We start from the raw sequence: 22,409 nt of genomic DNA, 5'->3' as shown, positions 1-22,409 counted from the left end.
GGGGGCTTCCCCTCAGGCCTGCGCGTTTGTCCCTTCGGCGACCGCGGCCTGGGCGAGCGCACGCTCGAAGGCGCTGCGGCTGGGCGTCTCGACGAAAACGCAGCGCTTGTGGTGGCGCTTGCAGTGGTCCTTCACGCGCCAGTAGGCGTCGTGGCTGATGCAGCCGGCCTGGCAGATGACGAGGTCGGCCGCGGCCAGTTGGGGCTCCAGCTGCGCCGGCTTGTGCTCGCTGCCGCCGTCGTGGTGCAGGAACTGCGCCCCGCAGCCCTCCACGGCCTGGCGGTAGTGCGGCACGCTGCCGCCGCGCCCGCCCACGCACAGCACGACGCGGCGTTCCAGCCGCACCGGTTCGGCTGGCGCCACGACGGCCGGTTCTTCCACAGCCGGCAGCGCGGCCTCGGCACTGGCTGGCGTGCGCGAGGTCAGCCGGTTGATCTCGCGCTGCAAGGCCTGGTTGCGCTCGACCTGCTCGGCCAGGCGCTGCTGCAGCGCCTCGCGCTCGGGCAGGCCGGGCCGCTCGGCCTGGGCGCGCTGCAGCTGCTCCTGCGCCTGGCCCAGCTGCGTCTGCAGGCCGATCTGCGCGGCGCGCAGCTGCATGCGCTCCTGCTCCCAGGCCTGCTGCTCGCGGGCGCGCTCCAGGCTCCAGGCCGTGACGCGCCGCTGCACCTCGCCGTACTCGCGTGCCAGCGCCTGGTGCTCCGCGGCCAGCTCGCGGTGGCGAGCCAGGTCCACGCGCTGCGCGGCACCCACCTGGTGCTGCAGCATGTGCACCTGGCCCAGCACGCGCATCTCCAGCCACTCGTCGCAGCGCGCGTGCGTCAGCGTGGCCCACAGCGCGCCCGCGATCTCGCCGCGGGCCGCGCGGTGTCGCCACCACGTCATCAGCGTGTCGCGGCACTTGGCCTGGGCGGCCGCGCGCACGTCGATCACGAAGCGCTGCTCCAGGTCCTTCTGCAGCGCCTCGGCCACCGCGTTGCGGCGCGCTGCCGCGGTGACGAGGCTGCAGTGCAGCGTGTAGTCGTCTTCATCGCCCTGCAGCACCAGCAGCTTCTTCGCCAGCACGCGCACGCGCGCCAGCGGCACGCAGACGCCGACGACGGGGCAATGCGCGTGGCTGCCCAGCTCCCACAGGCGGCGGCGCCGTGAACCGTTGAGGAGCGGCGAGGCGGCATGAGCGGCGCAACAGGCTTCAGCCATTTGATGAGGTCTCCAAGGCAAAGCGGACGGGGAACTCCACCCAGCTGCCGACGGGCTGCTCACCCCGCAATGCCGGCTGGAAAGGGCAGCGGCGGGCTTGCGCCACGGCCGCGTCGTCGAAGAGACGCCAGCCGCTGCTGGCAGCCAGCAAGACCTGGCCCGCGCGGCCCAGCTCGTCCACCCAGACGCGCAGGCGCACGACGCCTTCGATGCCGCGCTCGCGCAGCGCGAGCGGGTGCGGCGCGGGCGGGCAGGCGGCGCGGCGGGCGGATTGCAGCGGCGGCGCGTCGGCAGTGCGTTCGCCGCTCGGCGCGCGCGGCGCGGGCGGCGCGACGTAGTCGACCGCAAGCGGCGCCGCCGTGGCCGCAACCCCGGTGGCGGGCACGGGGCGGGCGTCGGCCTGCACATCGAAGCCGGGCGGCGCGACGGGCGCCACGGCTGGCATCGTCAACACGGGCTGCGCGGCACGCGGCACGGGCATGGCGGGCGCCGCCGCAGCGGGCAGCAACCGCACCGCCAGCTCCCGCCGTGCGGCCGGCGCGCTGGCGCGCTGCAGCCCGGGCCAAAGCGCCACCAGCACCGCGCCATGCAGCGCGGCCACGGCCAGCAGCGGCGCGCTTCTCACGCCGCCGTCTCCGGCCGGCGTGCGCACAAGGCCCAGCCGCCGTCGGGCACCTGCAAGGCCTGCAGACGCAGGCCGAACAGCGCTTCCAGCGCCGGCAGCGCGGCGGTGCCGGCCGGCACATCGGCCTGCACCTGGCCACGGCGCACGAGCAGCAGGCGCTCGAAACCGCCGAGCGCCTGCTGGAGGTCGTGCAGCACGGCCACCAGCGCGTGGCCGCGCTCGCGGCAGAAGCGGGACAGCGTGTCCAGCAGTTCGAGCTGCAGGCCGGGGTCCAGCGACGCCAGCGGCTCGTCCACCAGCAGCAGGCCGCGTTCGACGTCGGCGAGTTGCGCCAGCACGCGGGCCAGTTGCACGCGCGCCTGCTCGCCGCCGGAGAGCTGGTCGTAGCGCCGCCCCAGCAGATGGCCGGCGCTGGCCCAGGACAGCGCCTGGCGCACCCAGCGGCCGCCATCGTCACCGGCCCAGCGGCCCAGGCTGACGACCAGCTCCACCGGCAGCCCGAAAGCCACCTGGTGCGACTGCGGCAGCACCGCGCGGCGGCGGGCGCGCTGGAGTGGGTCCATGGCGGCAACGGGCTGGCCGTCGAGCAGCACGCGGCCCGACGTGGGCACGATGTCGCCGGACATCAGCTTCAGCAGCGTGGACTTGCCCGCGCCGCTGGGCCCCAGCAGCGCCACGCGCTCGCCCGGGTCAACGCGCAGGTCGAAGCCGCCGAAGCGCTGGCCGTGGCGCGTGAGCATGGCCTCTTCGAGCAACAGCATGTGATGCGTCACCAGCCGCCTCCGATCTCGCGCTGCGCCCGCTTGAGCAGCACGAACAGCACCGGCGCGCCAAACAGCGCGGTGAGGATGCCCACCGGCAGCTCGGCCGGCACGACGACGGTGCGCGCCGCGGTGTCGGCCAGCAGCAGCAGCACGGCGCCGAACCACGCGGCCACCGGCAGCACGCGCCGCGCATCCGCGCCGACCAGCCCGCGCGCCGCATGCGGCGCCAGCAGGCCGATGAAGCCGATCAGGCCGCACCAGGCCACGGCCAGGCCGCTGAGGACGGCCAGCGTCAGCACCAGCATGCGCCGCATGCGCACCACCGGCACGCCCACCTGCGCGGCCACGGCCTCGCCCAGCGCCAGCGCGTTGAGCGCTTGGCCCCAGCGGCGCGACATGACGAGCGCGCCGGCCACCGCCACGCCCAGCACCGCGACGACGGGCCAGCTCGCCAGCGCCAGCGAGCCGAGCTGCCAGAAGGTGAGATTGCGCAGTTGCTCGTCCGTCGCCAGGTAGGTGCACAGGCCCACGACCGCCATGGCCAGCGCGTTCAGCGCCAGCCCCGCCAGCAGCAGCCCGGCCACGGCGCCGGGCACCAGCAGCCGCGCCACGCCCTGCAGCAGCCCGCACATGACCCAGGCGCCGCCCAGCGCCGCCACCGGCACCGCGAACGGCACCGCGAACGGCCGCCACGCCGCCGGCAGGCCACCGGCCCAGGCGGACAGCACGGTCAGCATCAGCGCCACCGCGCAGACGGCACCGCTGGGGATGCCCAGCAGCGTCGGTTCGGCCAGCGGGTTGCGGAACACGCCTTGCGACAGCGCCCCCGCCAGGCCCAGCGCCGCGCCCACGACGACGGCAAAGGCCACGCGCGGCAGACGCAGCTGCGCCAGCACCATGGCACCTTGGGTCTGCTCGCCGCCCAGCAGCGCCTGCCAATCGGCCAGGCCCAGCGGGATGGCGCCGCTGTTGGCCGCCAACACGACGGCCACGGCCAGCAGCGCGACTGCGAGCGGCCAGCCCGGCAGCGCGGGCCAGCGCGGGGCCTTAAGCAGTGCGTCCATGCAACCGGTCCGTCAGCTCGGCCACGGCCTGCGGCAGGCGCGGGCCGAAGCCCAGCAACAGCAGCGCCTCCATGCTCGCCACGCGGCGCGCGCGGCCGGCGGGCGTCAGCGCCAGGCCCGGCGCCTTCAGCAGGCCGTCGGCGCCGCCCTGCGCGTCCAGGCCTTGGGTCGTGCAGAGGACGACGTCGGGCGCGGCCTGCAGCGCAGCCTCGGCCGTCAGCGGCTTGTAACCCTGCACGCCGGCCAAGGCGTTGCGGGCGCCGGCCAGCGTCAGCATCGCGTCGGCACTGGTGCCTTCGCCCGCCACGCGCAGCTGGCCGGCGGCATGGGCCAGCACGAAGAGCACGCGCGGCGGGGCGCCTGCGGGCGGCTTGGGGCGGGCGGCCCAGTCCTGCTGCAGGCGGGCGACGAGCTGTGCGGCCTCGCGCTCGCGGCCGCACAGCGCGCCGATGCGCTGGGTGCGCGCCAGCACGCCGTCGAAGCGGTGCTGGTCGTCCAGCACCTCCACGCGCACGCCGGCGCTCCTGAGCTGCGCCAGCACCAGCGGCGGGCCGGCCTCGCCGCTGGCCAGCAGCAGTTGCGGCTTCAGGGCCAGCACACCTTCGGCGGACAGCGTGCGGGCGTAGCCGACCTGGGGCAGTTTTGTCGCATCGACGGGGAACAGCGACGTGGTGTCGACGCCCGCGAGCTGGCCCTGCGCGCCGAGCGCGAAGACGGTCTCCGTGACGGCCCCGCCGACGCTGACGATGCGCGGCTGTGGCTGCGCATGGACGAAAGCCGGCAGCAGCGCGGCGCTCAGCAGCGAGCGACGCTTCATGCTGCGCACCCCGCCGTTGCTTCGTTCCAGGCCGGGTCGTCGACCTGCGCGTCCAGCAACTCGCGCCAGGCGCAGCGTTCCGGCTGGCCGGGCTTGCGGTGGCCGAAGAACTGGGCGATGAGTTCGCCATCCTGCGCGTACAGCTCCAGCGAGCTGACGAGGCCGTCGGCGGTCGGCTTGCGCACGGCCCAGGCCTGGGCGATGGCGTCTTCGCGCAAGTGCAGGTTGAAGCGCGGGTCCAGCACGTTGAGCCACGGGCCCATGACGGCGATGCGCTGCACCGGGCCGCCGTGGATCTGGATGACGCCGGGGTTGCCGACGAACACCATGATGGGCGTGCCGTTGGCTGCGGCGCCCTGCAGCACGACGCGCGCCGCATGCAGGTCCACCGGCTGCGCGAACTCGGGCGCCGCGAGCCGCATCGCGTCGGCGCGGCGCAGGCCGTGCCTGCGCAGCAGGCCGAAGAACTCGTGCGTGTCGCGCAGCGCGGCCCAGCCGGCACGGAAGGCGGCGGCGTCCACCGCCACCGGTTCGGCGGGGGCCGGCTCGGGCGCCGGCTGCCACTGCGGCGCGGGTGCGTCGCCGTCCGCCCAGTCCTCGCGCAGCGCCTGCCAGGCGGCCAGCCGCGTGGCAGGCCGCGTGAAGACCTTGTGCACGGCCACGCCCTGGGCGTCGAAGAACTGCAGGCTCTGCTGCTCCCCCTCCCTGACCGCATAGCCGTGCGCCCACTGGCTGTAGAACAGGCGCAGGTCGATCTCGTCGCCCAGCACCAGCCCCATCTCGCGGCCCGGCGCGCCCTGCGCGCTGACGTGCTCGTAGATGCCGGTGCGCTCGTGCACGCAGTGCGGGTTGCGCGTCAGCGCCATCAGCTCGCCCGCGCGACTCAGCTCGGACAGCAGGCGCGGGAAGTCGCGCTTCAGGCGCTGGGCCTGCAGGCCGCTCTCATGTCCAGATCTCGGCGCGCCCACGTGGGCGTCGATCAGCATGCCCTCGGTGATGCCGAGCGAGGCGGCGATGTCGCGGTGGCGCGTGGCGCCGGCGGCGCGTGCGTCGAGATAGGCCTGGCGCAGGTCCATGCGGGTCTCCTTCAAAGTTCAGCTTGGAGCACGAGGCCGAACTGGCGGCCCGTGGCGGTGTACGAGTCGAGGCCGGGGCTCGTAGCGGCGAGGCCGCGCACGTCGGCCCAGCGCCAGTAGGTGCGGTCGGTCACGTTGTCGATGCGCGCCTGCAGCGACCACACCGGCGTGATCTGCCAGCCGGCCGCGAGATCCAGCACCGTGTAGCCCTTGGGCAGGAAGGGGTTCACCGCATCGACGCGGCCGGCGGGCTTGGCCTGGGCGCGCAGCACGGTGGCTTCCCAGTGCCAGTCGGCGCGCTGCTGGCGCAGGCTGACGGAGGCCTTGGCGGGCTCGACGGTGTCCAGCGCGTGGCGCACGCCCTTGCGGTCGTAGTCGCCACGGGTGCGCGCATAGGCCAAGCCCAGACGCCACTGCCTGTCGATCTGGCCGCTGACCTTCGCTTCCACGCCGCGGATGCGGGCGTCGTCGAGGTTGACGGACTGGAACACCAGCGGATCGGTCGTCGTGCCGGTGCCGGCGACGGTGTCCTGCTGGATGAAGTCGTCGTAGCGGTTGTCGAAGGCGGTGAGCTGCCAGCGCCAGCCACTCACGTCACCGCGCAGGCCGATCTCGCGGCTGTCGGCGCGCTCGGCCTTCAGGTTCGGGTTGCCGATGGACTTGTAGCCCTGCACGACGTTGCTGAAGCCGCTGTTGACCTGCGACGGCGTGGGCGCCTTGAAGCCCTTGGCCCACTGGGCATAGGGCGTCAAGCCGGGTGCGGCCTTCCAGAGCACGCCCAGGCGCGGCGTCACGGCGCTGTCGCCGAGGTTGACGAGCGCGCCGGTGTAGCCGCTGGCCGAGGGCTTCAGCGAGAAGTGCTCGTAGCGCAGCGCGGGCACGAACTGCCAGTCGCCCTGCGTGAACTCGCCCTGCACGAAGGCGCCGACGAGGCGGTAGTCGGTGTCGGGGAAGGGCTTGGAGGGCAACGTGTCGCCGGCCGAGAAATTGACGCCGTCGCGCAGGCCGGCCACGGTGTTGCGGCTGGCGTCCAGGCCGAGCGTGATGCGCTGCGCGCCCCAGCCGATCTGGCCGGTGGCGGACAGGCCGGTCAGCGTCTCGTCGTAGCGGTTGTCGCGCACGCGGTCGGTGCTGGTGCGGTCCTCGAACGCGTATTGCGCGACGCGCGAGTCCTGGTGATAGACCTGCACGCTGGCCTGCTGCAGCCACTGCGCGTTGGGATCGTCCAGCGTCCAGGCGAGGGACGCGCGGCTGCGGCGGCTCTTGTCGTCGGCCTTCAGGTCCACGGTGGTCGCGGTGCGGGCCGACAGCACGTCGTACGTGTCGTGCTGGCGAACGCCTTCCACCGTCGCCTCCAGGCGCTGCTGCGCATTCAGCCGGTAGCCCGCCTTGCCGAGCAGCGTGTGGCGCTCACGGTCCAGCGGATCGGCCTGGGTGCGCGTGGCACCGCTGCCGCCGACCGTGCCCTGGTTCTCCAGCTCGTGCGAGCGGCGCGTGGCGCCCTGCAGCAGCCAGTCCCAGTCGCCCCTGCGCCAGGCGCCCGCGAGGTTCAGTCCCACGCCGTCGTCGCCGCTGTAGGCCGCGGTCTGGGCGCGCAGGCCGAAGTCGCGGCCGGGCTTGAGCAGGTCGCTCGCGCGCAGCGTGCGCACGGCCAGCGCACCGGCCAGGCCGTCGCTGCCGAACTGCGTGGACGCGGGGCCGCGCAGCACGTCGAGCTGCTGCGCGCCTTCCAGGTTCAGCAGGCTCGCACGGCCGGTGGCGAAGGGGCCGAAGCTGAAGGCCTGCGGCATGCGGATGCCGTCCACCAGCATCAGCACCTGGTTGCCCTCCAGGCCACGGATGTTGATGCCCTCGTTGCCGGCGCGGCCGATGGAGCTGCCGGCGAGCGTGAAGCGCGGGTTGGCCGCGCGCACGGCGAGGTCCACCTCGTCGCGCAGCAGTTCGCGCAGGTCGCGGACGCCGGGGTTGGGCTTGAACACGCTGACCGTGGCGGGCACCTCGTCCACGCGGCGGTCGCCGCGGGTGGCGGTGTTGGTCAGTTCGGGCAGCTCGGTCGCTGCGTCAGGTGGGGTTTGGGCATGCGATGCATCGGCAAGGCAGGCACAGGCGCAGGCAACGGCCAGCGCAACAGCGGTCTTCAGCACGGGGACTCCGGTGGGAGGCGCGGGCTGGCAGCGGCTGGCTGGCGCGGGGGATGGGAACGGGAAGGACTTACTTGGTCAGGATCAGCTTGCCCAGGGACGTGACGCGCAGGCGGTAGACCTGCTGCTGGTGGACGATGAGCACCTCGCCGCGCGGGCCGAGCAGCGAGCCGCTGTCGATGTGGCGGACCTGGCCCGGGCCGGGGGTCAAGGCCGGTGGGGCTGCCAGCGGTTTCGGCGGGTTGAGGTGGGCAGGCATGCCGTCACTGTAATGAGAATCATTCTCGATTGCAAGCCCAGCGGTGCCGATGGTGATGGCCAGCGATCAGCCGCGCTGGCGTTCGCTCTCGTAAAGGCAGATCGCGGCGGCCGCGGCCACGTTCAGCGACTCCTCGCCGCCCGGCTGCGGGATGCCCACGCGCAGCGCGCAGCGGGCCATCAGATCGGCGGACACGCCCTGCCCTTCGTGGCCCATGACCCAGGCGCAGGGCGACGGCAATGCCACGCGGTGCAGCGGCTGGCTGTCGTGCGAGCTGGTGGCCACCAGCGGCACCGTCAGCGCGCCGAGATCGTCGGCCGCGAGCCCTTCGATGAGGCGCAGCCCGAAGTGGGCGCCCTGCCCGGCCCGCACGACCTTGGACGACCACAGCGCGGCCGTGCCTTTGAGGGCCAGCACCTGCCGCACACCGAAGGCTGCCGCGCTGCGCAGGATGGCGCCGACGTTGCCGGCATCCTGCAGGCGGTCCAGCACGACGCTGGCGGCCTGGGCGTCGATGGCCGGCGCCACGGGCAGCGTCAGCTCGGCGCCGATCTGCGCGGGCGACTCCAGGCCGCTGAGCGTCTTGAACAGAGGCGCCGGCACGACGAGCACGCGCGCCGCGGATTCGGTCAGCGCGCCCAGCACGGCGTCCTGCATCGCGGCTTCGGTGATGACGACGAGCGCCGGCCGCCAGCCACGCTGCAGCGCCGCGCGCAGCAGGTGGTCGCCCTCGATCCAGACGCTGCCGGTCTTGCGGTAGCCGCCGGGGTCGGCCGCGATCTTGCGCAGCCTCACCAGGGCCGGGTTGTCGCGCGAGGTGACGTGGTCGAGCTTCATGCCGGGTCCGCGCCGATGCGCACGGTCACGCACACCTCACGCACCGGCGCGAAGCTGCGGCGGTGCCAGGGGCTGGCGCCGTGGGCCTTCAGCGCGGCGAGATGCTCGCGCGTGCCATAGCCCTTGTGCGTGGCGAAGCCGTACTGCGGATGGCTCTGGTGCATCTGCTCGCAGAACAGGTCGCGCGCGACCTTGGCCAGGATGCTGGCGGCCGAGATGGCCTGCACGGTGGCGTCACCCTTGACGATGGCCTCGGCGGGCACTTGCAGCACCGGCAGGCGGTTGCCGTCCACGCGCACCAGCGCCGGCTTGAGGCGCAGCCCCGTCACCGCACGCTGCATGGCCAGCATGGTGGCCTGCAGGATGTTGATGCGGTCGATCTCCTCGGTGCTGGCCTGCGCGATGCAGCAGCACAGCGCCTTGGCGCGGATCTCATCGAACAGCCTGGCGCGCTTGGCCGCGGTCAGCACCTTGGAGTCGGCCAGGCCCGGGATGGGCTGCAGCTCGTCGAGGATGACGGCCGCGGCGAACACGGGGCCGGCCAGCGGCCCGCGGCCAGCCTCGTCCACGCCGGCGATGAGGCCGGGCGGCGTCCAGTCGAGGCTGACCTGTTCAGGCACGCAGGAGGCTCGCGATCGCATCGCTGGCGCGCTGCGCAGTGTCCTGGCGCAGCAGTTGGTGGAGTTGGACGAAACGCTCATGCACGGCCGCACGGCGGGGTGCATCGGCCAGCCAGGCCTCGGCCTCGCGGGCCAGGTTCTCGGGCGTGCAGTCGTGCTGGATCAGTTCGGGCACCAGGAACTCGCGCGCCAGGATGTTGGGCAGCCCCACCCAGGGCAGCAGGCCGCGGCCCTTCATGCGCCACCAGTTCAGCGCGTTCATACGGTAGGCGATGACCATGGGGCGCTTGAACAGCGCGGCCTCCAGCGTGGCCGTGCCGCTGGCCACCAGCGTCAGGTCGCAGGCGGCCAGCGCCGCATGGGACTGGCCGTCGATGAGCTGGATGTCCACGCCGCCCAGCAGCGGCTCCACGAGCGCGCGCAGGCCCGGCACGACGGGCATGACGAAACGGCGGCCCGGCCGGGCCAGCCGCTGGGCCGCGCCGATCAGCGCCGGGGCGATGTACTGGATCTCGCTCCTGCGGCTGCCCGGCAGCAGCGCGATGACCGTGTCGCCCTCGGGCAGGCCCAGCGCCTCGCGAGATGCTGCACGCGGCGGCTCCGCCGAAATAGTGTCGGCGAGCGGGTGGCCGACGTAGGTGGCGCCAATGCCGGCCTTGTGCAGGATCCCGGGCTCGAACGGGAACAGGCACAGCACGTGGTCGGCCGCGCGCCTGATGGTCTCGACACGCTCCGGCCGCCAGGCCCAGATGGACGGGCAGACGAAGTGAACGGTCTTGATGCCGGCCTGGCGCAGCCGCGTCTCCAGCCCGAAGTTGAAGTCGGGCGCATCGACGCCGATGAAGACGTCGGGGCGGTCCGCGATGAGGCGCTTGCCGAGCTGCTTGCGGATGGTCAGCAGCTCGCGCAGGTTCATCAGCGCGTCCACGTAGCCGAAGATGGACAGCTTGCTGTGCGGCCACCAGGTCTCGAAGCCCTGGGCGATCATCTTCGGGCCGCCGATGCCTTCGCTGCTCAGCCCGGGCCAGCGCGCACGCAGGCCCTGCAGCAGCAGGCTGGCCAGCAGGTCGCCGCTGGCCTCGCCGGCCACCATGCCGAGGCGGGGCGCCGTCTGCACGTCAGCTCTCCCAGCGAGACAGGAAGCCAGCGGGCCGTGCGCAGCGCCGCTCCCAAGCCGGCCCGCACTGGCGATGTGCTTGCCGGTCGAGCCGGCAAGCATCGCCGTCCCCGCGGGGGCTTCGGCCGGACACATGGCGCCCGGTGGGCGGCATGTGCCTGCCGAAGAGCTGCGGCTCATGCTGCAGCGCGGCCTGCAAGGCCGGCCAAGGTACGCCTTGGACGAGGGGCTTCACGATCAGCGGACAATGCCGCGGGTGGAGGCGGCGAGGAAGGCCAGCATGTTGGCGATGTCGCCGTCGGCCGCGCCGCCTTCCGTGCCCTGCAGCGCTTGAATCGCCGTCTTGGCCTCGTCCAGCGTGTGGCCGCTGCGGTAGAGCAGCTTGTAGACCTGGCGGATGACGCTGATGCGCTCGGCGCTGAAATCGCGGCGCTTCAGGCCCACGATGTTGACCGCGCGCGCGGCCAGCGGGTTGCCGTCCACCGTCATGAAGGGCGGCACGTCCTGCGCCACATGCGCCTGGAAGCCGATCATGGCGTGGTCGCCGATGCGCATGCGTTGCAGCACGCCGGTCAGGCCGCCGATGGTGACGTGGTCGCCCACCTGCACATGGCCCGCCAGCGTGGCGTTGTTGGCCAGCACGCAGTCGTTGCCGATGACGACGTCGTGCGCCAGGTGGCAGTACGCCATGATCCAGTTGTCGTTGCCGACCGTGGTCTCGCCGCGGTCCTGCACCGTGCCGACGTTCAGCGTGCAGAACTCGCGAACGGTGTTGCGGTCGCCGATGACCAGCGTGGTCGGCTCGCCGGCGTACTTCTTGTCCTGGTTGGCCGCGCCGATGGAGCCGAACTGGAAGAAGGTGTTGTCGCGCCCGATGGTGGTGTGGCCTTCGATGACGACGTGCGGGCCGACCTTGGTGCCGGCCGCGATCTTCACGTGCGGGCCGATCAGCGAATACGCACCGACCTCGACCGACGGGTCCAGCTCGGCGGCAGGGTCGACGATGGCGGTCGGGTGGATGCGCATCAGTCTTGCAGACGACGCATGGTGCACATCAGCTCGGCTTCGGCGACGAGCTGGTCGCCCACGAGCGCACGCGCGTTGAACTTGTAGATGCCGGCCTTGGCGCGGCCCAGCGTCACCTCCAGCACGAGCTGGTCACCGGGCTCGACCGGGCGCTTGAAGCGGGCACCGTCGATGCCGGCGAAGTAGACGACCGACTTCTCGTCCAGCGTGATGCCCACGCTCTCGATGGCCAGCAGCGTCGCAGCCTGGGCCAGCGCTTCGAGGATGAGCACGCCCGGCATGACCGGGCGGTGCGGGAAGTGGCCGAGGAAGAAGGGCTCGTTGATCGACACGTTCTTGAGCGCGCGGATGCGCTCGCCCTTGACCAGTTCCACGACGCGGTCCACCAGCAGGATGGGGTAGCGGTGCGGCAGGCGCTTGAGGATCTCGTGGATGTCCATCGTCGTCGCAGGCGTGGTCGATGTCGGGGTCGTGGGTTCGGTCATTTATTTCTTCTCCAGCGCGCGCACACGGTCGCGCAGGGTGTGGAGCTGGCGCAGCGTGGCCGCGTTCTTCTGCCAGCTCGAGTTCTCTTCGAAGGGATGCGGGCCGCTGTAGACGCCCGGCAAGGGAATGCTGCGCGTGACGGTGGTGGCGGCCGAGATGTGCACGCCGTCCGCCAGCGTCAGGTGGCCGATGATGTTGGCCGCGCCGCCGATGGTGCAGTTGGCGCCTATCGTCGTGGAGCCGGCCACCGCCGCGCAGCCCGCCATGGCCGTGTTGCGGCCGATGTGGACGTTGTGCGCGATCTGGATCAGGTTGTCCAGCTTCACGCCGTCCTCGATGACCGTGTCGCTCAGCGCGCCGCGGTCGATGCAGGTGTTGGCGCCGATCTCGACGTCGTCGCCGATGGTCACGGCGCCGAGCTGCTCGATCTTCACGTAGCCGTCCTTGGACGGTGCAAAGCCGAAGCCGTCCGCGCCGATGACGACACCGCTGTGCACGATGCCACGCGCGCCGATGCGGCAGCCATGGCCCAGCACCACGCGTGGCGCCAGGCGCGTGTGCTCGCCCACCGCCGCGCCGCGCTCGACGATGCAGTGCGCGCCGATACGGGCGTGGTCGCCGATGACGGCATGCGCCTCGATGACCGCCAGCGGTCCGATCTCGACGCCCTGCCCCAGCGTCGCGTCGGGCGACACGATGGCACTGGGATGCACACCTTCAGTCGCCGCCGGCCGGCTACGCGCCGCCCACCATTGCGTGAGGCGGGCGAAGTACAGGTAGGGGTCGGGCGTGACGATGGCCGCGCCGCGGGCAGAGGCCGCGTCGGCCAGTGCCGGCGCGACGATGACACAGGCGGCGCGCGTCGTCGCAAGCTGGGCCTGGTAGCGCGGGTTGGCGAGGAAGGCGATGCTGCCCTCGCCCGCCTCGTCCAGCGGCGCGATGCCCGTGATGCGGATGTCGGCGCCACCAAGCAAATCGCCGCCCAAGGCGGCGATCAACTCGGAGAGCGCGACGGTCGTCGAGCTCATGGGGCTGGCGAGTTACTTCTGCGCATTGAGCGCGTCGATCACCTTCTTGGTGATGTCCACGCGGGCGCTGAAGTGGATCGCATCCTGCAGGATCAGGTCGTACTTCTCGGCGTCGAAGATCTGCTTGATCACGCGGTTGGCCTTCTCGACCACGGCGGACAGTTCCTCGTTCTTGCGCTGGGTCAGGTCTTCCTGCCACTCGCGGCGCTTGCGCTGCAGGTCACGTTCCTGTTCGACCACGTCGCGCTGACGGCGGTTGCGCTCGGCTTCGGAGAGCGTGGGCGCTTCCTTCTCGAGCTTGTCGGCCGCGCCGCGCAGCTTGGTTTCCAGGTCGCGCAGATCCTTCTCGCGCTTGCCGAACTCGGCTTCCAGCTTGATCTGGGCGGCCTTGGACAGGTTGGCCTCGCGCAGCACACGCTCGCTGTTGACGTAGCCGATCTTCAGTTCCTGGGCTTGCACCGCCGTGGCGGCCACCATCATCGAAGCGGCCAGGGCCACCGATTGCAAGAGCTTGCTCATCATCAGAATGCAGTCCCGATCTGGAATTGGAATTTCTCGATTCTATCCGTGGGTTGCTTGCGGATGGGTTTGCCGTAGCTCAGGCGCAGCGGGCCCATCGGCGAGATCCAGGACAGGCCCACGCCGGCCGACACGCGGATGCTGTCGGCCTTGATCTTTTCCTGGTCGCCCCAGACGTTGCCGGCGTCCACGAAACCGAAGATGCGGAAGCTCTTGTCGTTGCCGCTGCCGGGCACCGGCAGGTAGAGCTCGGCATTGGTGTTGAAGCGGCGGTTGCCGCCGGTGTAGGAGCCGGTCACGTCCACCGGGCCCAGCGAGCCGGCCTCGAACACGCGCACCGAACCCAGGCCGCCGCCGTAGAAGTTCTTGAAGATGGGATAAGGCTTGCCGCCCAGCCCCACGCCCCAGCCGAGCTCGCTGTTGATGCCCAGCGTGATCTTGTTGGTGATGTCGAAGTACTGCTGGTACTGCAGGTTCAGGCGCGCGAACTGGGCGTCGCCGATGGCGCTGAGCTCGACGTTGACACGCTGGTACCTGCCACGCATCGGTGTGATGACGCTGTCGCGGCTGTCGCGTTGCCAGCCGACGGTCAGCGGGATGGAGTTGCTGTGCTGGCCGAACTGGTTGACGAACAGCAGGTAGCTGTTGGGCAGACCCTTGGACGTGGTGATGTCGGTCTGCTCGTAGCCGATGCCGAGGAACACGGTGTCGAGTTCGGAGAACGGCACGCCAAAGCGGATGGAGCCGCCCTTGGTGATGTATTCGTACTCTTCGCCCAGCGTGTTGATCGGGCGCGTGGTGCGGTAGAACACGTCCAGCGAACGCGACACGCCGTCGACGGTGAAGTAGGGGTCCACCGTGCTGACCTGCAACTGGCGGCCGGTGCGGGCCGTCGCGACATCGATGCCCAGGTAGTTGCCGGAGCCGAACACGTTGTCCTGCCGGATGGAGCCGGTGAAGGACAGCTTGGTCTGGCTGGAGTAGCCGGCACCGACGGTGATGGCGCCGGTGGGGCGCTCGGTGACGGTCAGGATGACGTCGACCTGGTCCTGGGCGCCGGGCACCTCCTGGGTGTCGATCGAGACTTCCTTGTCCTTGAAGTAGCCCAGGCGTTCGACGCGGTCGCGCGAGGCCTTGATCTTCTGGCCGTCGTACCAGGCCGCCTCGAACTGGCGGAACTCACGGCGGATGACTTCGTCCCGCGTGCGCGAGTTGCCCGAGATGATGACCTTGCGCACGTAGACGCGGCGCTGCGGCTCGCCCACGAAGGTGACGGCCACCTGGCCCGTTTCGCGGTTGATCTCGGGGCGGCTGTCCACGCGGGCGAAGGCGTAGCCGTAGGTGCCGTACAGGTCGCTGAAGGCCCGCGTCGTCGCGGCCACGGCTTCGCCGTTGTAGGCCTGGCCGGGGCGCATGAACACGAGGTACTTGAAGTCGTCCTCACGGCCGACGAAGTCGCCTTCGAGCTTGATGGCGTTGACGGTGTACGGCTGGCCTTCGCTGACCGTGATGGCGATGCTGATGCTCTGCTTGTCCGGCGAGATCGTCACCTGCGTGGAGGTGACGTTGAACTCCAGGTAGCCACGGTTCAGGTAGTAGCTGCGGATGGTTTCCAGGTCGGCGTTGAGCTTGGCGCGCGAGTAGCGGTCGGTCTTGGTGTACCAGGTCAGCCAGCCGCTGCTGGTCTGCTCCAGCAGGCCGAGCAGCGTGCTCTCGGAAAAGACCTTGCTGCCCAGGATGCGGATCTCGGCGATCTTGGCCGGCTCGCCCTCGGTCACCGTGAAGCTGACGTTGACGCGGTTGCGTTCGATGGGGGTGATCGTCGTCGTGACCTCGGCGCCGTACAGGCTGCGGGTGAGGTACTGGCGCTTGAGTTCCTGCTCGGCGCGGTCGGCGAGCGCCTTGTCGAACGGCTTGCCTTCGCCGATGCCGACATCCTTCAGCGACTTGCTCAGCGCCTCGGTGTCGAACTCCTTCAGGCCGATGAAGTTCACGTTCGCGATGATGGGGCGCTCGTCGATGATGACGACGACGGCGGTGCCGTCGATGCTGATGCGCACGTCCTTGAAGAGGCCGGTGGCGAACAGCGCGCGCAGCGCGGCGGCGCCCTTTTCATCGTTGTAGGTGTCGCCGATGCGGAACGGCAGCGAGGCGAACACGGTACCCGGGTCGGTACGCTGCAGGCCTTCGACGCGGATGTCCTTCAGGACGAAGGGGTCGACAGCCCAGGCCAGGCCCGACTGGAACATCCCCGTGACAGCCAGAGCCAGCAAGCCGAGGCGGAAGGGGCGACGTTTCGCTCCCGAACTGAAAGAAAAGGACATGGGGAACGGGAGTTTCAGTGCCAGCCCGTGAGACGGGTGACAACATCGTTGGAAAGGGCCAAGGCCATCATCAGCATCAGGATCAGCGCACCAGCTCGCTGCAGTTGCCGTTGCCACCATTCGGAGACGGGGCGGCCACTCAGACCCTCGAAAAGATGATACATGAGGTGCCCTCCGTCAAGCATGGGCAGCGGCAGCAGGTTCAGCACGGCGAGGCTCAGCGAAATCTTCGCGAGGAACTCGAGATAAGGCACCAGGCCGGCGCGGGCCGACTGGCCGGCATAGTCGGCAATGGCCACCGGCCCGCTGAGGTTCTTCAGGGAAGCCTCACCGACCAGCATGCGGCCCATCAGCCGCACGGTCGTCGCGGCCATGTCCCAGCTCTGCTGCACGCCGCGCCACAGGCCATCGACCGGACCGTAGCTGACCATCACGCGTTCCGGCGCCGAGCCCAGGCCGATCTCCAGCCGCGCGACCCGGCGGCCCGCATCGTCCGCGAGCCGGGGCGTGGGCTGCAATGCCACGACCTGACCGCCGCGCTCCACCCGCCACGCCATCGTGCGCGGTTGATCGCCGTCGTGGGCACCGCGGATGGCCTCACGCAGGAAACCGGCATCCGCCACGGCCTGACCGTCGATGGACAGCACACGGTCCCCCGCCTGCAACCCCGCATCCGCACCAGGGCCGCCGGCCGTCACCTTGGTGATCAGCGGTTCGCCAAACGGCACCAGGCCGATGTCGTTGAAGAGTTGCGCGTCGGGCGCGCGGCCGGCCAGGCGTTCCATCTCCAGCCGCAGGTTGCGCAAGGCATGACCTTGCGCATCGGTCACCGACAGGTGCAGGGGCTCGCCCAGCGCCAGTGCGCGTGCGACCGCCGACTGCAGATCGGGCAGCGCATCGACGTCCTCCCAGCCCTGGCCGTCCGCAGACACCTGCCGCACCCAGTCACCCGCGCGCAGGCCGGCCTGCTCGGCCAGCGAACCGGCCGGCGGCGTCCCCATCAGCGCCTTGGGTTGCTCGCTGCCCAGCCAGGCCACGGCTGCGAACAGCGCGATGGCCAGCACCCAGTTGGCGGCCGGCCCCGCCGCGACGATGGCCGCGCGCTGCCGGAGCGGGCGCTGGTTGAACGCCTGCTCGCGCTCGTGCGGGGCGACGGCGCCGTCGCGCTCGTCCAGCATGCGCACGTAGCCGCCCAGCGGCAGCGCGCTCAGCGTGAACTCGGTGCCATCCCGGCCGACCCGGCGCCAGATGACACGGCCGAAGCCGATGGAGAAGCGCAGCACCTTCACGCCACAGGCGCGGGCGACACGGTAGTGCCCCCACTCGTGGACCGCGATCAGCAGGCCCAGTGCGGCGAGAAAGGCGAGGATCGTCGTCACAGCAATTGGCGGGCGTGAGCGCGGGTGCGGGCATCGAGGTCGAGCAGCGCCTCGATGCTGGCGCAATCGCCGGGTTGAACGTCGGCCAGGCACTGGGCGTTGATCGCGTGGATGCGGTCGAAGCGCAGCCGGCCGTTCAGGAAGGCGTCGACGGCAATTTCGTTGGCCGCATTCAGCACCGTCGTGCTGCCCTCGGCCGCGCGCAGGGCCTGCCACGACAGGTGCAGGCCCGGGAAGCGCACGGCATCGGCCTCTTCGAACGACAGGCTGGGCGTGGTCAGCAGGTCCAGCCGGCTGGCGCCCGAGGTGATGCGTTCGGGAAAGGACAGGCCGTAGGCGATGGGCACGCGCATGTCGGGCGTGCCGAGCTGGGCCAGCACGGACTGGTCGCGGCACACCACCATGGAGTGGATGATGCTTTGCGGGTGGATCACCACGCGGATCTGATCCGGCGTGAGGTTGAACAGCCAGCGCGCCTCGATGACCTCCAGCGCCTTGTTCATCATGGTCGCCGAGTCGACCGAGATCTTGCGGCCCATGACCCAGTTGGGATGGGCACAGGCCTGGTCGGGCGTCACGTCGGCCAGCGTCTTCGGGTCCCGAGAGCGGAACGGCCCGCCAGAAGCCGTCAACACGATGTGGTCGATGCGCTCGCCCCAGGCCGCGCGGTCCTCGGGCAGGCACTGGAAGATGGCCGAGTGCTCGCTGTCGATGGGCAGCAGCGTCGCGCCGCCCTGCTCGACCGCGTGCATGAACAGCGCACCACCGACGACGATGGCTTCCTTGTTCGCGAGCAGCAGCCGCTTGCCGGCATGCGCCGCGGCGATGGCCGGCGCCAGGCCGGCGGCGCCGACGATGGCCGCCATGACGGTGTCGACATCCGGGTGGGCAGCGATGTCGGCCAGCGCCTGCGCGCCGTCCAGCACCTGGGTGGGGCTGCCGGCCTCGCGCAGACGCTCACGCAACTTCGCGGCGGCCTCGCGTTCGGGCATGACGGCAAAGCGCGGCTTGCACGCCAGGCACTGCTGCAGCAGGTCATCGACACGGCTCATGGCGCTCAACGCGACGATCTCGTAGCGTTCGGGATGGCGCGCGATGACGTCCAGCGTGTTGACGCCAATGGAGCCGGTCGAGCCGAGGACGCAGACGCGTTGGCGGGTCATGGTGGATTCAGAGGCTGATCAGCGCGAGGGCCAGCGGGAACACCGGCAGCAGCGCGTCGATGCGGTCCAGCACGCCGCCATGGCCGGGCAGCAGGCCGCTGCTGTCCTTGGCACCGGCAGCCCGCTTGACGAGCGATTCGAACAGGTCACCCACCACGCTCATCGCGCCGAGGAACACCAGCGCCAGCAGCGAGACGATGCCATGGCGCTGCACCAGCAGCGTGAACAGGCTGGGCGAGTCGACAGCCAGCTTCACGTCGATGACATGCACCCAGAGGAAGCCCAGCAGGACGACGCCGGCCAGGCCGCCCCAGACGCCCTCCCAGCTCTTGCCGGGGCTGATGGCCGGCGCGAGCTTCCTCTTGCCGAACGCGCGGCCGCAGAAGTAGGCGGCGATGTCCGCCATCCAGACGAGGCAGAACACCGAGAGGATGAAGTTGATGCCATGCACCTTGGCCTGCACGATGGCCAGCCACGCGCCCCACAGCAGCAACGCGCCCAGGGCGAGCCGACCGCCACGCGCGATCTGAGGCCAGCCCGAAGGCCCGGCACGCAGCGCATACGCCCCGCCCAGCACCCACACCGCGGTGGCCAGCATCCAGACCCAGGCCGGCGGCGCGTTCAAGCCGCCCAGCAGCAGCGTCCACACACACACCAGCGCCAGCGCCACGCCGGCCGCGATGGCGCCGGTACCGGGGAGACCGTTGAGCCGCGCCCATTCCCAGCCGGCCGCGCCGATCATGACGACGGTAACCCAGGCAAAGGGCCAGGGCGAGGCCTGGAACAGCACCGGCAGCAGGATGGCCAGCAGCACGATGGCGGTGATGACGCGGGTCTTGAGCATGGCCATGTCCTCTGCGGCGTCAGGCCGCGGACGACGTCTCCTTGACGCCGCCGAAGCGGCGGTCGCGCTCGTGGAAGGCGGCGATCGCCGCATCCAGCTCCCGCTCCCCGAACTCGGGCCACAGACAGTCCGAGAACACGAATTCGGTGTAGGCCGCCTGCCAGAGCAGGAAATTGCTGATGCGCACCTCCCCCCCGGTGCGGATGAAGAGGTCGGGGTCGGGCGCGTAGTTCATGGCCATGAACTCCGAGAGCTTCGCCTCGGTCAACTCATGCACCGGCACCCCGGCCTCGATGGCCTTGCGGCAGGCCTGCACGATGTCCCAGCGGCCGCCGTAGTTGAAGGCGACGTTCAGCGTCAACCGGGTGTTGTGGGCGGTGCTGGTCTCGGCCTCGTTCCAGGCATTGCGCAGCTTGTCGGACACCGCGTCGCGGTCGCCCACGATGCGGATGCGCACGCCCATCGCACCCATCTTGGCGAGGTAGCGGCTCACCGCGGCCAGCACCAGCCCCATCAGGCCGGAGACTTCGTCGCTGGGGCGCTTCCAGTTCTCGCTGGAGAACGCGAAGACGGTGACGAACTCGATGTCACGGTCGATGCAGGCCTGCACGATCTTGACGAGCGCGTCCACGCCCTGCTTGTGGCCGAAGAAGCGCGGCAGAAAGCGCTTCTTGGCCCAGCGGCCATTGCCATCCATGACGATGGCCACATGGCGCGGCGGCGCCAGGCGCTCTTGCATCACGGCAGGCAGGGCGCTCAAACCGCGAGGATCTCGGCTTCCTTGCCCGCGACCAGCTTGTCGATCTCGGCGATCACGCGGTCGGTGAGCTTCTGCACTTCGTCCAGGCTGCGGCGCTCGTCGTCCTCGCCGATTTCCTTGTCCTTGAGCAGCTTCTTGGCCTGCTCGTTGGCGTCGCGGCGCAGGTTGCGCACCGCCACCTTGGCGTCTTCGCCGGCGTTGCGCACGACCTTGGTCAGGTCACGGCGGCGCTCTTCGGTCAGCGGCGGCATCGGCACGCGGATCAGGTCGCCCTGCGATGCGGGGTTCAGGCCGAGGTCCGACTCGCGGATCGCCTTCTCGATCTTCGCGCCCATGCCCTTTTCCCAGGGCTGCACGGAGATCGTGCGGGCGTCCAGCAGCGTCACATTGGCGACCTGGGAGATGGGCACCAGGGAGCCGTAGTAGTCGACGCTGACCTGGTCCAGCAGGCCCGGATGCGCGCGGCCGGTACGGATCTTGTGCAGTTCGCCCTTCAGCGATTCAACGGACTTGGCCATCCGGCCTTCGGCGTTCTTCTTGATGTCGGCAATGCTCATCTTGATTTCCTTGCGGGACGGGCCACCCGAGCGTCAGCGAGCAGCGCTGTCCCCAACTGACTAAGACTGAATCAAACGTGGACCAGCGTGCCCTCGTCCTCGCCCTGCACGACACGCCGCAGCGCGCCGGGCTTGAAGATGCTGAACACCTTGATCGGCAGCTTCTGGTCGCGGCACAACGCGAAGGCGGCGCCGTCCATGACCTGCAGGTTGCGGGCGATGGCCTCGTCGAAGCTGATGCGCGAGTAGCGCGTCGCGTCGGGGTCCTTCTTGGGGTCGGCGGAGTAGACACCGTCGACCTTGGTGGCCTTCAGCACGATCTCGGCACCGATCTCGGCGCCACGCAGCGCCGCGGCCGTGTCGGTCGTGAAGAAGGGGTTGCCCGTGCCGGCCGCAAAGATGACGCATTTGCCCTCTTCGAGGTACTGCAGCGCCTTGGGCCGCACGTAGGGCTCGACGACCTGCTCGATGGCGATGGCCGACATCACGCGGGCCGTCATGCCCTCCTGGCGCATCGTGTCGGCCAGCGCCAGCGAGTTCATGACCGTCGCCAGCATGCCCATGTAGTCGGCCGTGGCGCGGTCCATGCCGACCGCGCCGCCAGCCACGCCACGGAAGATGTTGCCACCACCGATGACGACGGCGACCTCGACGCCCATCTGCGCCACCTCGCGAATCTCCTGCACCATGCGCACGATGGTCGCGCGGTTGATGCCATAGGCGTCGTCGCCCATCAGGGCTTCGCCGGAGAGTTTGAGCAGGATGCGCTTGTACGCGGGCATGGTGTCCTCGGAATTCGACAGGCCGCTGGTGGGCCGCAAGTTTAAAGGGCGCCAACTTGGCGCCCTTTCATTTAGCAAGAGTCTTTACTGACCCTTTGCAGCTGCCACCTGGGCCGCCACTTCGGCCGCAAAGTCATCGACCTTCTTCTCGATGCCCTCACCGACGACATACAGCGTGAAGCCCTTGACCGTCGTGTTGGCGGCCTTCAGGTGGGCGCCCACGGTCTGCTTGCCGTCGGCGGCCTTCACGAAGACCTGGTCCAGCAGCGAGACTTCCTTCAGGAACTTCTGCACCGAGCCTTCGACCATCTTGGCGACGATGTCGGCCGGCTTGCCGGATTCGGCCGCCTTCTCGGTGGCGATCTTGCGCTCCTTCTCCACCAGCTCGGCCGGCACGTCGGCGCTGGACAGCGCGGCGGGCTTCATCGCGGCGATGTGCATGGCGACGTCCTTGGTGGCGACGTCGTCACCTTCGAACTCGACGACCACGCCGATGCGGGTGCCGTGCAGGTAGGTCGCCAGCTTGCTGCCGGTGTAGCGCTGGAAGCGGCGGATCGTCATGTTCTCGCCGATCTTGCCGATCAGGCCCTTGCGCACGTCGTCGACCGTCGGGCCGAAGCCCTCCTGCGACAGCGGCAGCGCCGACAGGGCGGCCACGTCGGCGGGGTTGTGCTCGGCCACCAGGCCAGCCAGGGCACCGACGAACGCCAGGAAGGCGTCGTTCTTCGAGACGAAGTCGGTCTCGCAGTTCACTTCGATCAGCGCGCCATTGCCGCCCACGACGGCCGAGGCCACGATGCCTTCGGCCGTGATGCGCGAGGCGGCCTTGCCGGCCTTGTTGCCCAGCTTGACGCGCAGGATCTCTTCGGCGCGGCTCAGGTCGCCATCGGCCTCGGTCAACGCCTTCTTGCATTCCATCATCGGCGCGTCGGTGCGGGCGCGCAGCTCGCCGACCATGCTTGCAGTGATAGCAGCCATTTCTCTTCTCCAGAATTTGGTTGGAAAAAGGGGCCGTGACGGCCCC

At 70.4% G+C, this 22,409-nt stretch carries 23 protein-coding genes; all 23 read right to left on the bottom strand.

The window, feature by feature from the left end; translation table 11 throughout:
• Positions 1–12: 12 nt before the first annotated feature.
• The 23 genes from ACO07H_RS09170 to tsf all read right to left on the bottom strand — a co-directional run bounded on the left by ACO07H_RS09170 (position 13) and on the right by tsf (position 22,363).
• On the bottom strand, positions 13–1,197 hold the full coding sequence (locus ACO07H_RS09170; RefSeq protein WP_422013315.1) for a DUF2325 domain-containing protein: 1,185 nt from the start codon (positions 1,195–1,197) through the stop codon (positions 13–15).
• Positions 1,190–1,822, bottom strand: coding sequence for an energy transducer TonB (locus ACO07H_RS09165; RefSeq protein WP_422013313.1), 633 nt, complete (start codon positions 1,820–1,822; stop codon positions 1,190–1,192). The genes ACO07H_RS09170 and ACO07H_RS09165 overlap by 8 nt, the downstream gene beginning before the upstream one ends.
• Positions 1,819–2,595 (bottom strand): ABC transporter ATP-binding protein, encoded by a 777-nt coding sequence (locus ACO07H_RS09160; RefSeq protein WP_422013311.1) that lies wholly within the window; start codon positions 2,593–2,595, stop codon positions 1,819–1,821. The genes ACO07H_RS09165 and ACO07H_RS09160 overlap by 4 nt, the downstream gene beginning before the upstream one ends.
• A complete protein-coding gene (locus ACO07H_RS09155) occupies positions 2,592–3,650 on the bottom strand; it encodes a FecCD family ABC transporter permease (protein WP_422013307.1) in 1,059 nt (352 codons plus the stop codon). The genes ACO07H_RS09160 and ACO07H_RS09155 overlap by 4 nt, the downstream gene beginning before the upstream one ends.
• Entirely contained in the window at positions 3,634–4,467 is an 834-nt protein-coding gene (locus tag ACO07H_RS09150; protein WP_422013305.1) for a heme/hemin ABC transporter substrate-binding protein, read from the bottom strand. The genes ACO07H_RS09155 and ACO07H_RS09150 overlap by 17 nt, the downstream gene beginning before the upstream one ends.
• The gene (locus ACO07H_RS09145) at positions 4,464–5,543 is read right to left on the bottom strand and encodes a hemin-degrading factor (protein WP_422013303.1); all 1,080 of its coding nucleotides are present in this window, start codon (positions 5,541–5,543) and stop codon (positions 4,464–4,466) included. Before ACO07H_RS09145 ends, ACO07H_RS09150 begins: the two co-directional genes overlap by 4 nt.
• Positions 5,544–5,554: 11 nt before the next feature.
• Complete coding sequence (locus ACO07H_RS09140; protein WP_422013301.1) at positions 5,555–7,687, bottom strand: TonB-dependent receptor domain-containing protein; 2,133 nt, start codon at positions 7,685–7,687, stop codon at positions 5,555–5,557.
• A 67-nt stretch (positions 7,688–7,754) separates the two neighbouring features.
• Positions 7,755–7,943, bottom strand: a complete 189-nt coding sequence (gene hemP / locus ACO07H_RS09135) for a hemin uptake protein HemP (RefSeq protein WP_422013299.1) — start codon at positions 7,941–7,943, stop codon at positions 7,755–7,757.
• A 66-nt stretch (positions 7,944–8,009) separates the two neighbouring features.
• A complete protein-coding gene (locus ACO07H_RS09130; RefSeq protein WP_422013297.1) occupies positions 8,010–8,780 on the bottom strand; it encodes a TrmH family RNA methyltransferase in 771 nt (256 codons plus the stop codon).
• Positions 8,777–9,421 carry a ribonuclease HII gene (rnhB, locus tag ACO07H_RS09125; protein ID WP_422013295.1) on the bottom strand — a complete coding sequence of 215 codons (645 nt, stop codon included), beginning with the start codon at positions 9,419–9,421 and terminating at the stop codon, positions 8,777–8,779. Before rnhB ends, ACO07H_RS09130 begins: the two co-directional genes overlap by 4 nt.
• Positions 9,393–10,493 (bottom strand): lipid-A-disaccharide synthase, encoded by a 1,101-nt coding sequence (gene lpxB / locus ACO07H_RS09120; protein WP_422018617.1) that lies wholly within the window; start codon positions 10,491–10,493, stop codon positions 9,393–9,395. The genes rnhB and lpxB overlap by 29 nt, the downstream gene beginning before the upstream one ends.
• Positions 10,494–10,754: 261 nt before the next feature.
• The gene (gene lpxA / locus ACO07H_RS09115) at positions 10,755–11,543 is read right to left on the bottom strand and encodes an acyl-ACP--UDP-N-acetylglucosamine O-acyltransferase (RefSeq protein WP_422013293.1); all 789 of its coding nucleotides are present in this window, start codon (positions 11,541–11,543) and stop codon (positions 10,755–10,757) included.
• Positions 11,543–12,028 carry a 3-hydroxyacyl-ACP dehydratase FabZ gene (gene fabZ / locus ACO07H_RS09110; RefSeq protein WP_422013291.1) on the bottom strand — a complete coding sequence of 162 codons (486 nt, stop codon included), beginning with the start codon at positions 12,026–12,028 and terminating at the stop codon, positions 11,543–11,545. Before fabZ ends, lpxA begins: the two co-directional genes overlap by 1 nt.
• The gene (lpxD, locus tag ACO07H_RS09105) at positions 12,029–13,057 is read right to left on the bottom strand and encodes a UDP-3-O-(3-hydroxymyristoyl)glucosamine N-acyltransferase (RefSeq protein ID WP_422013289.1); all 1,029 of its coding nucleotides are present in this window, start codon (positions 13,055–13,057) and stop codon (positions 12,029–12,031) included.
• Positions 13,058–13,069: 12 nt separating this feature from the next.
• On the bottom strand, positions 13,070–13,579 hold the full coding sequence (locus ACO07H_RS09100; RefSeq protein WP_422013287.1) for an OmpH family outer membrane protein: 510 nt from the start codon (positions 13,577–13,579) through the stop codon (positions 13,070–13,072).
• Positions 13,579–15,900: an outer membrane protein assembly factor BamA gene (bamA, locus tag ACO07H_RS09095; protein ID WP_422013285.1), complete on the bottom strand. Its 2,322-nt coding sequence runs from the start codon at positions 15,898–15,900 to the stop codon at positions 13,579–13,581. Before bamA ends, ACO07H_RS09100 begins: the two co-directional genes overlap by 1 nt.
• 14 nt (positions 15,901–15,914) lie before the next feature.
• Positions 15,915–17,279, bottom strand: a complete 1,365-nt coding sequence (gene rseP / locus ACO07H_RS09090) for an RIP metalloprotease RseP (protein WP_422013283.1) — start codon at positions 17,277–17,279, stop codon at positions 15,915–15,917.
• Entirely contained in the window at positions 17,276–18,442 is a 1,167-nt protein-coding gene (ispC, locus tag ACO07H_RS09085; protein WP_422013281.1) for a 1-deoxy-D-xylulose-5-phosphate reductoisomerase, read from the bottom strand. Before ispC ends, rseP begins: the two co-directional genes overlap by 4 nt.
• A 7-nt stretch (positions 18,443–18,449) precedes the next feature.
• Complete coding sequence (locus tag ACO07H_RS09080) at positions 18,450–19,286, bottom strand: phosphatidate cytidylyltransferase (protein ID WP_422013279.1); 837 nt, start codon at positions 19,284–19,286, stop codon at positions 18,450–18,452.
• Between the two features lie 19 nt (positions 19,287–19,305).
• The gene (gene uppS, locus ACO07H_RS09075) at positions 19,306–20,025 is read right to left on the bottom strand and encodes a polyprenyl diphosphate synthase (protein WP_422013277.1); all 720 of its coding nucleotides are present in this window, start codon (positions 20,023–20,025) and stop codon (positions 19,306–19,308) included.
• Between the two features lie 17 nt (positions 20,026–20,042).
• Complete coding sequence (gene frr / locus ACO07H_RS09070; protein ID WP_422013275.1) at positions 20,043–20,603, bottom strand: ribosome recycling factor; 561 nt, start codon at positions 20,601–20,603, stop codon at positions 20,043–20,045.
• A 71-nt stretch (positions 20,604–20,674) separates the two neighbouring features.
• Positions 20,675–21,385, bottom strand: a complete 711-nt coding sequence (pyrH, locus tag ACO07H_RS09065; RefSeq protein ID WP_422013273.1) for a UMP kinase — start codon at positions 21,383–21,385, stop codon at positions 20,675–20,677.
• Between the two features lie 84 nt (positions 21,386–21,469).
• Positions 21,470–22,363: a translation elongation factor Ts gene (gene tsf / locus ACO07H_RS09060; RefSeq protein WP_422013271.1), complete on the bottom strand. Its 894-nt coding sequence runs from the start codon at positions 22,361–22,363 to the stop codon at positions 21,470–21,472.
• Between the last annotated feature and the right edge of the window lie 46 nt (positions 22,364–22,409).

Origin of the sequence: Roseateles sp. (assembly GCF_965229315.1) — a bacterium.
GTDB lineage: Bacteria > Pseudomonadota > Gammaproteobacteria > Burkholderiales > Burkholderiaceae_C > Pelomonas.
The sequence above is the reverse complement of the archived record's forward strand: the minus strand, read 5'-3'. Positions and strand labels throughout refer to the sequence as shown.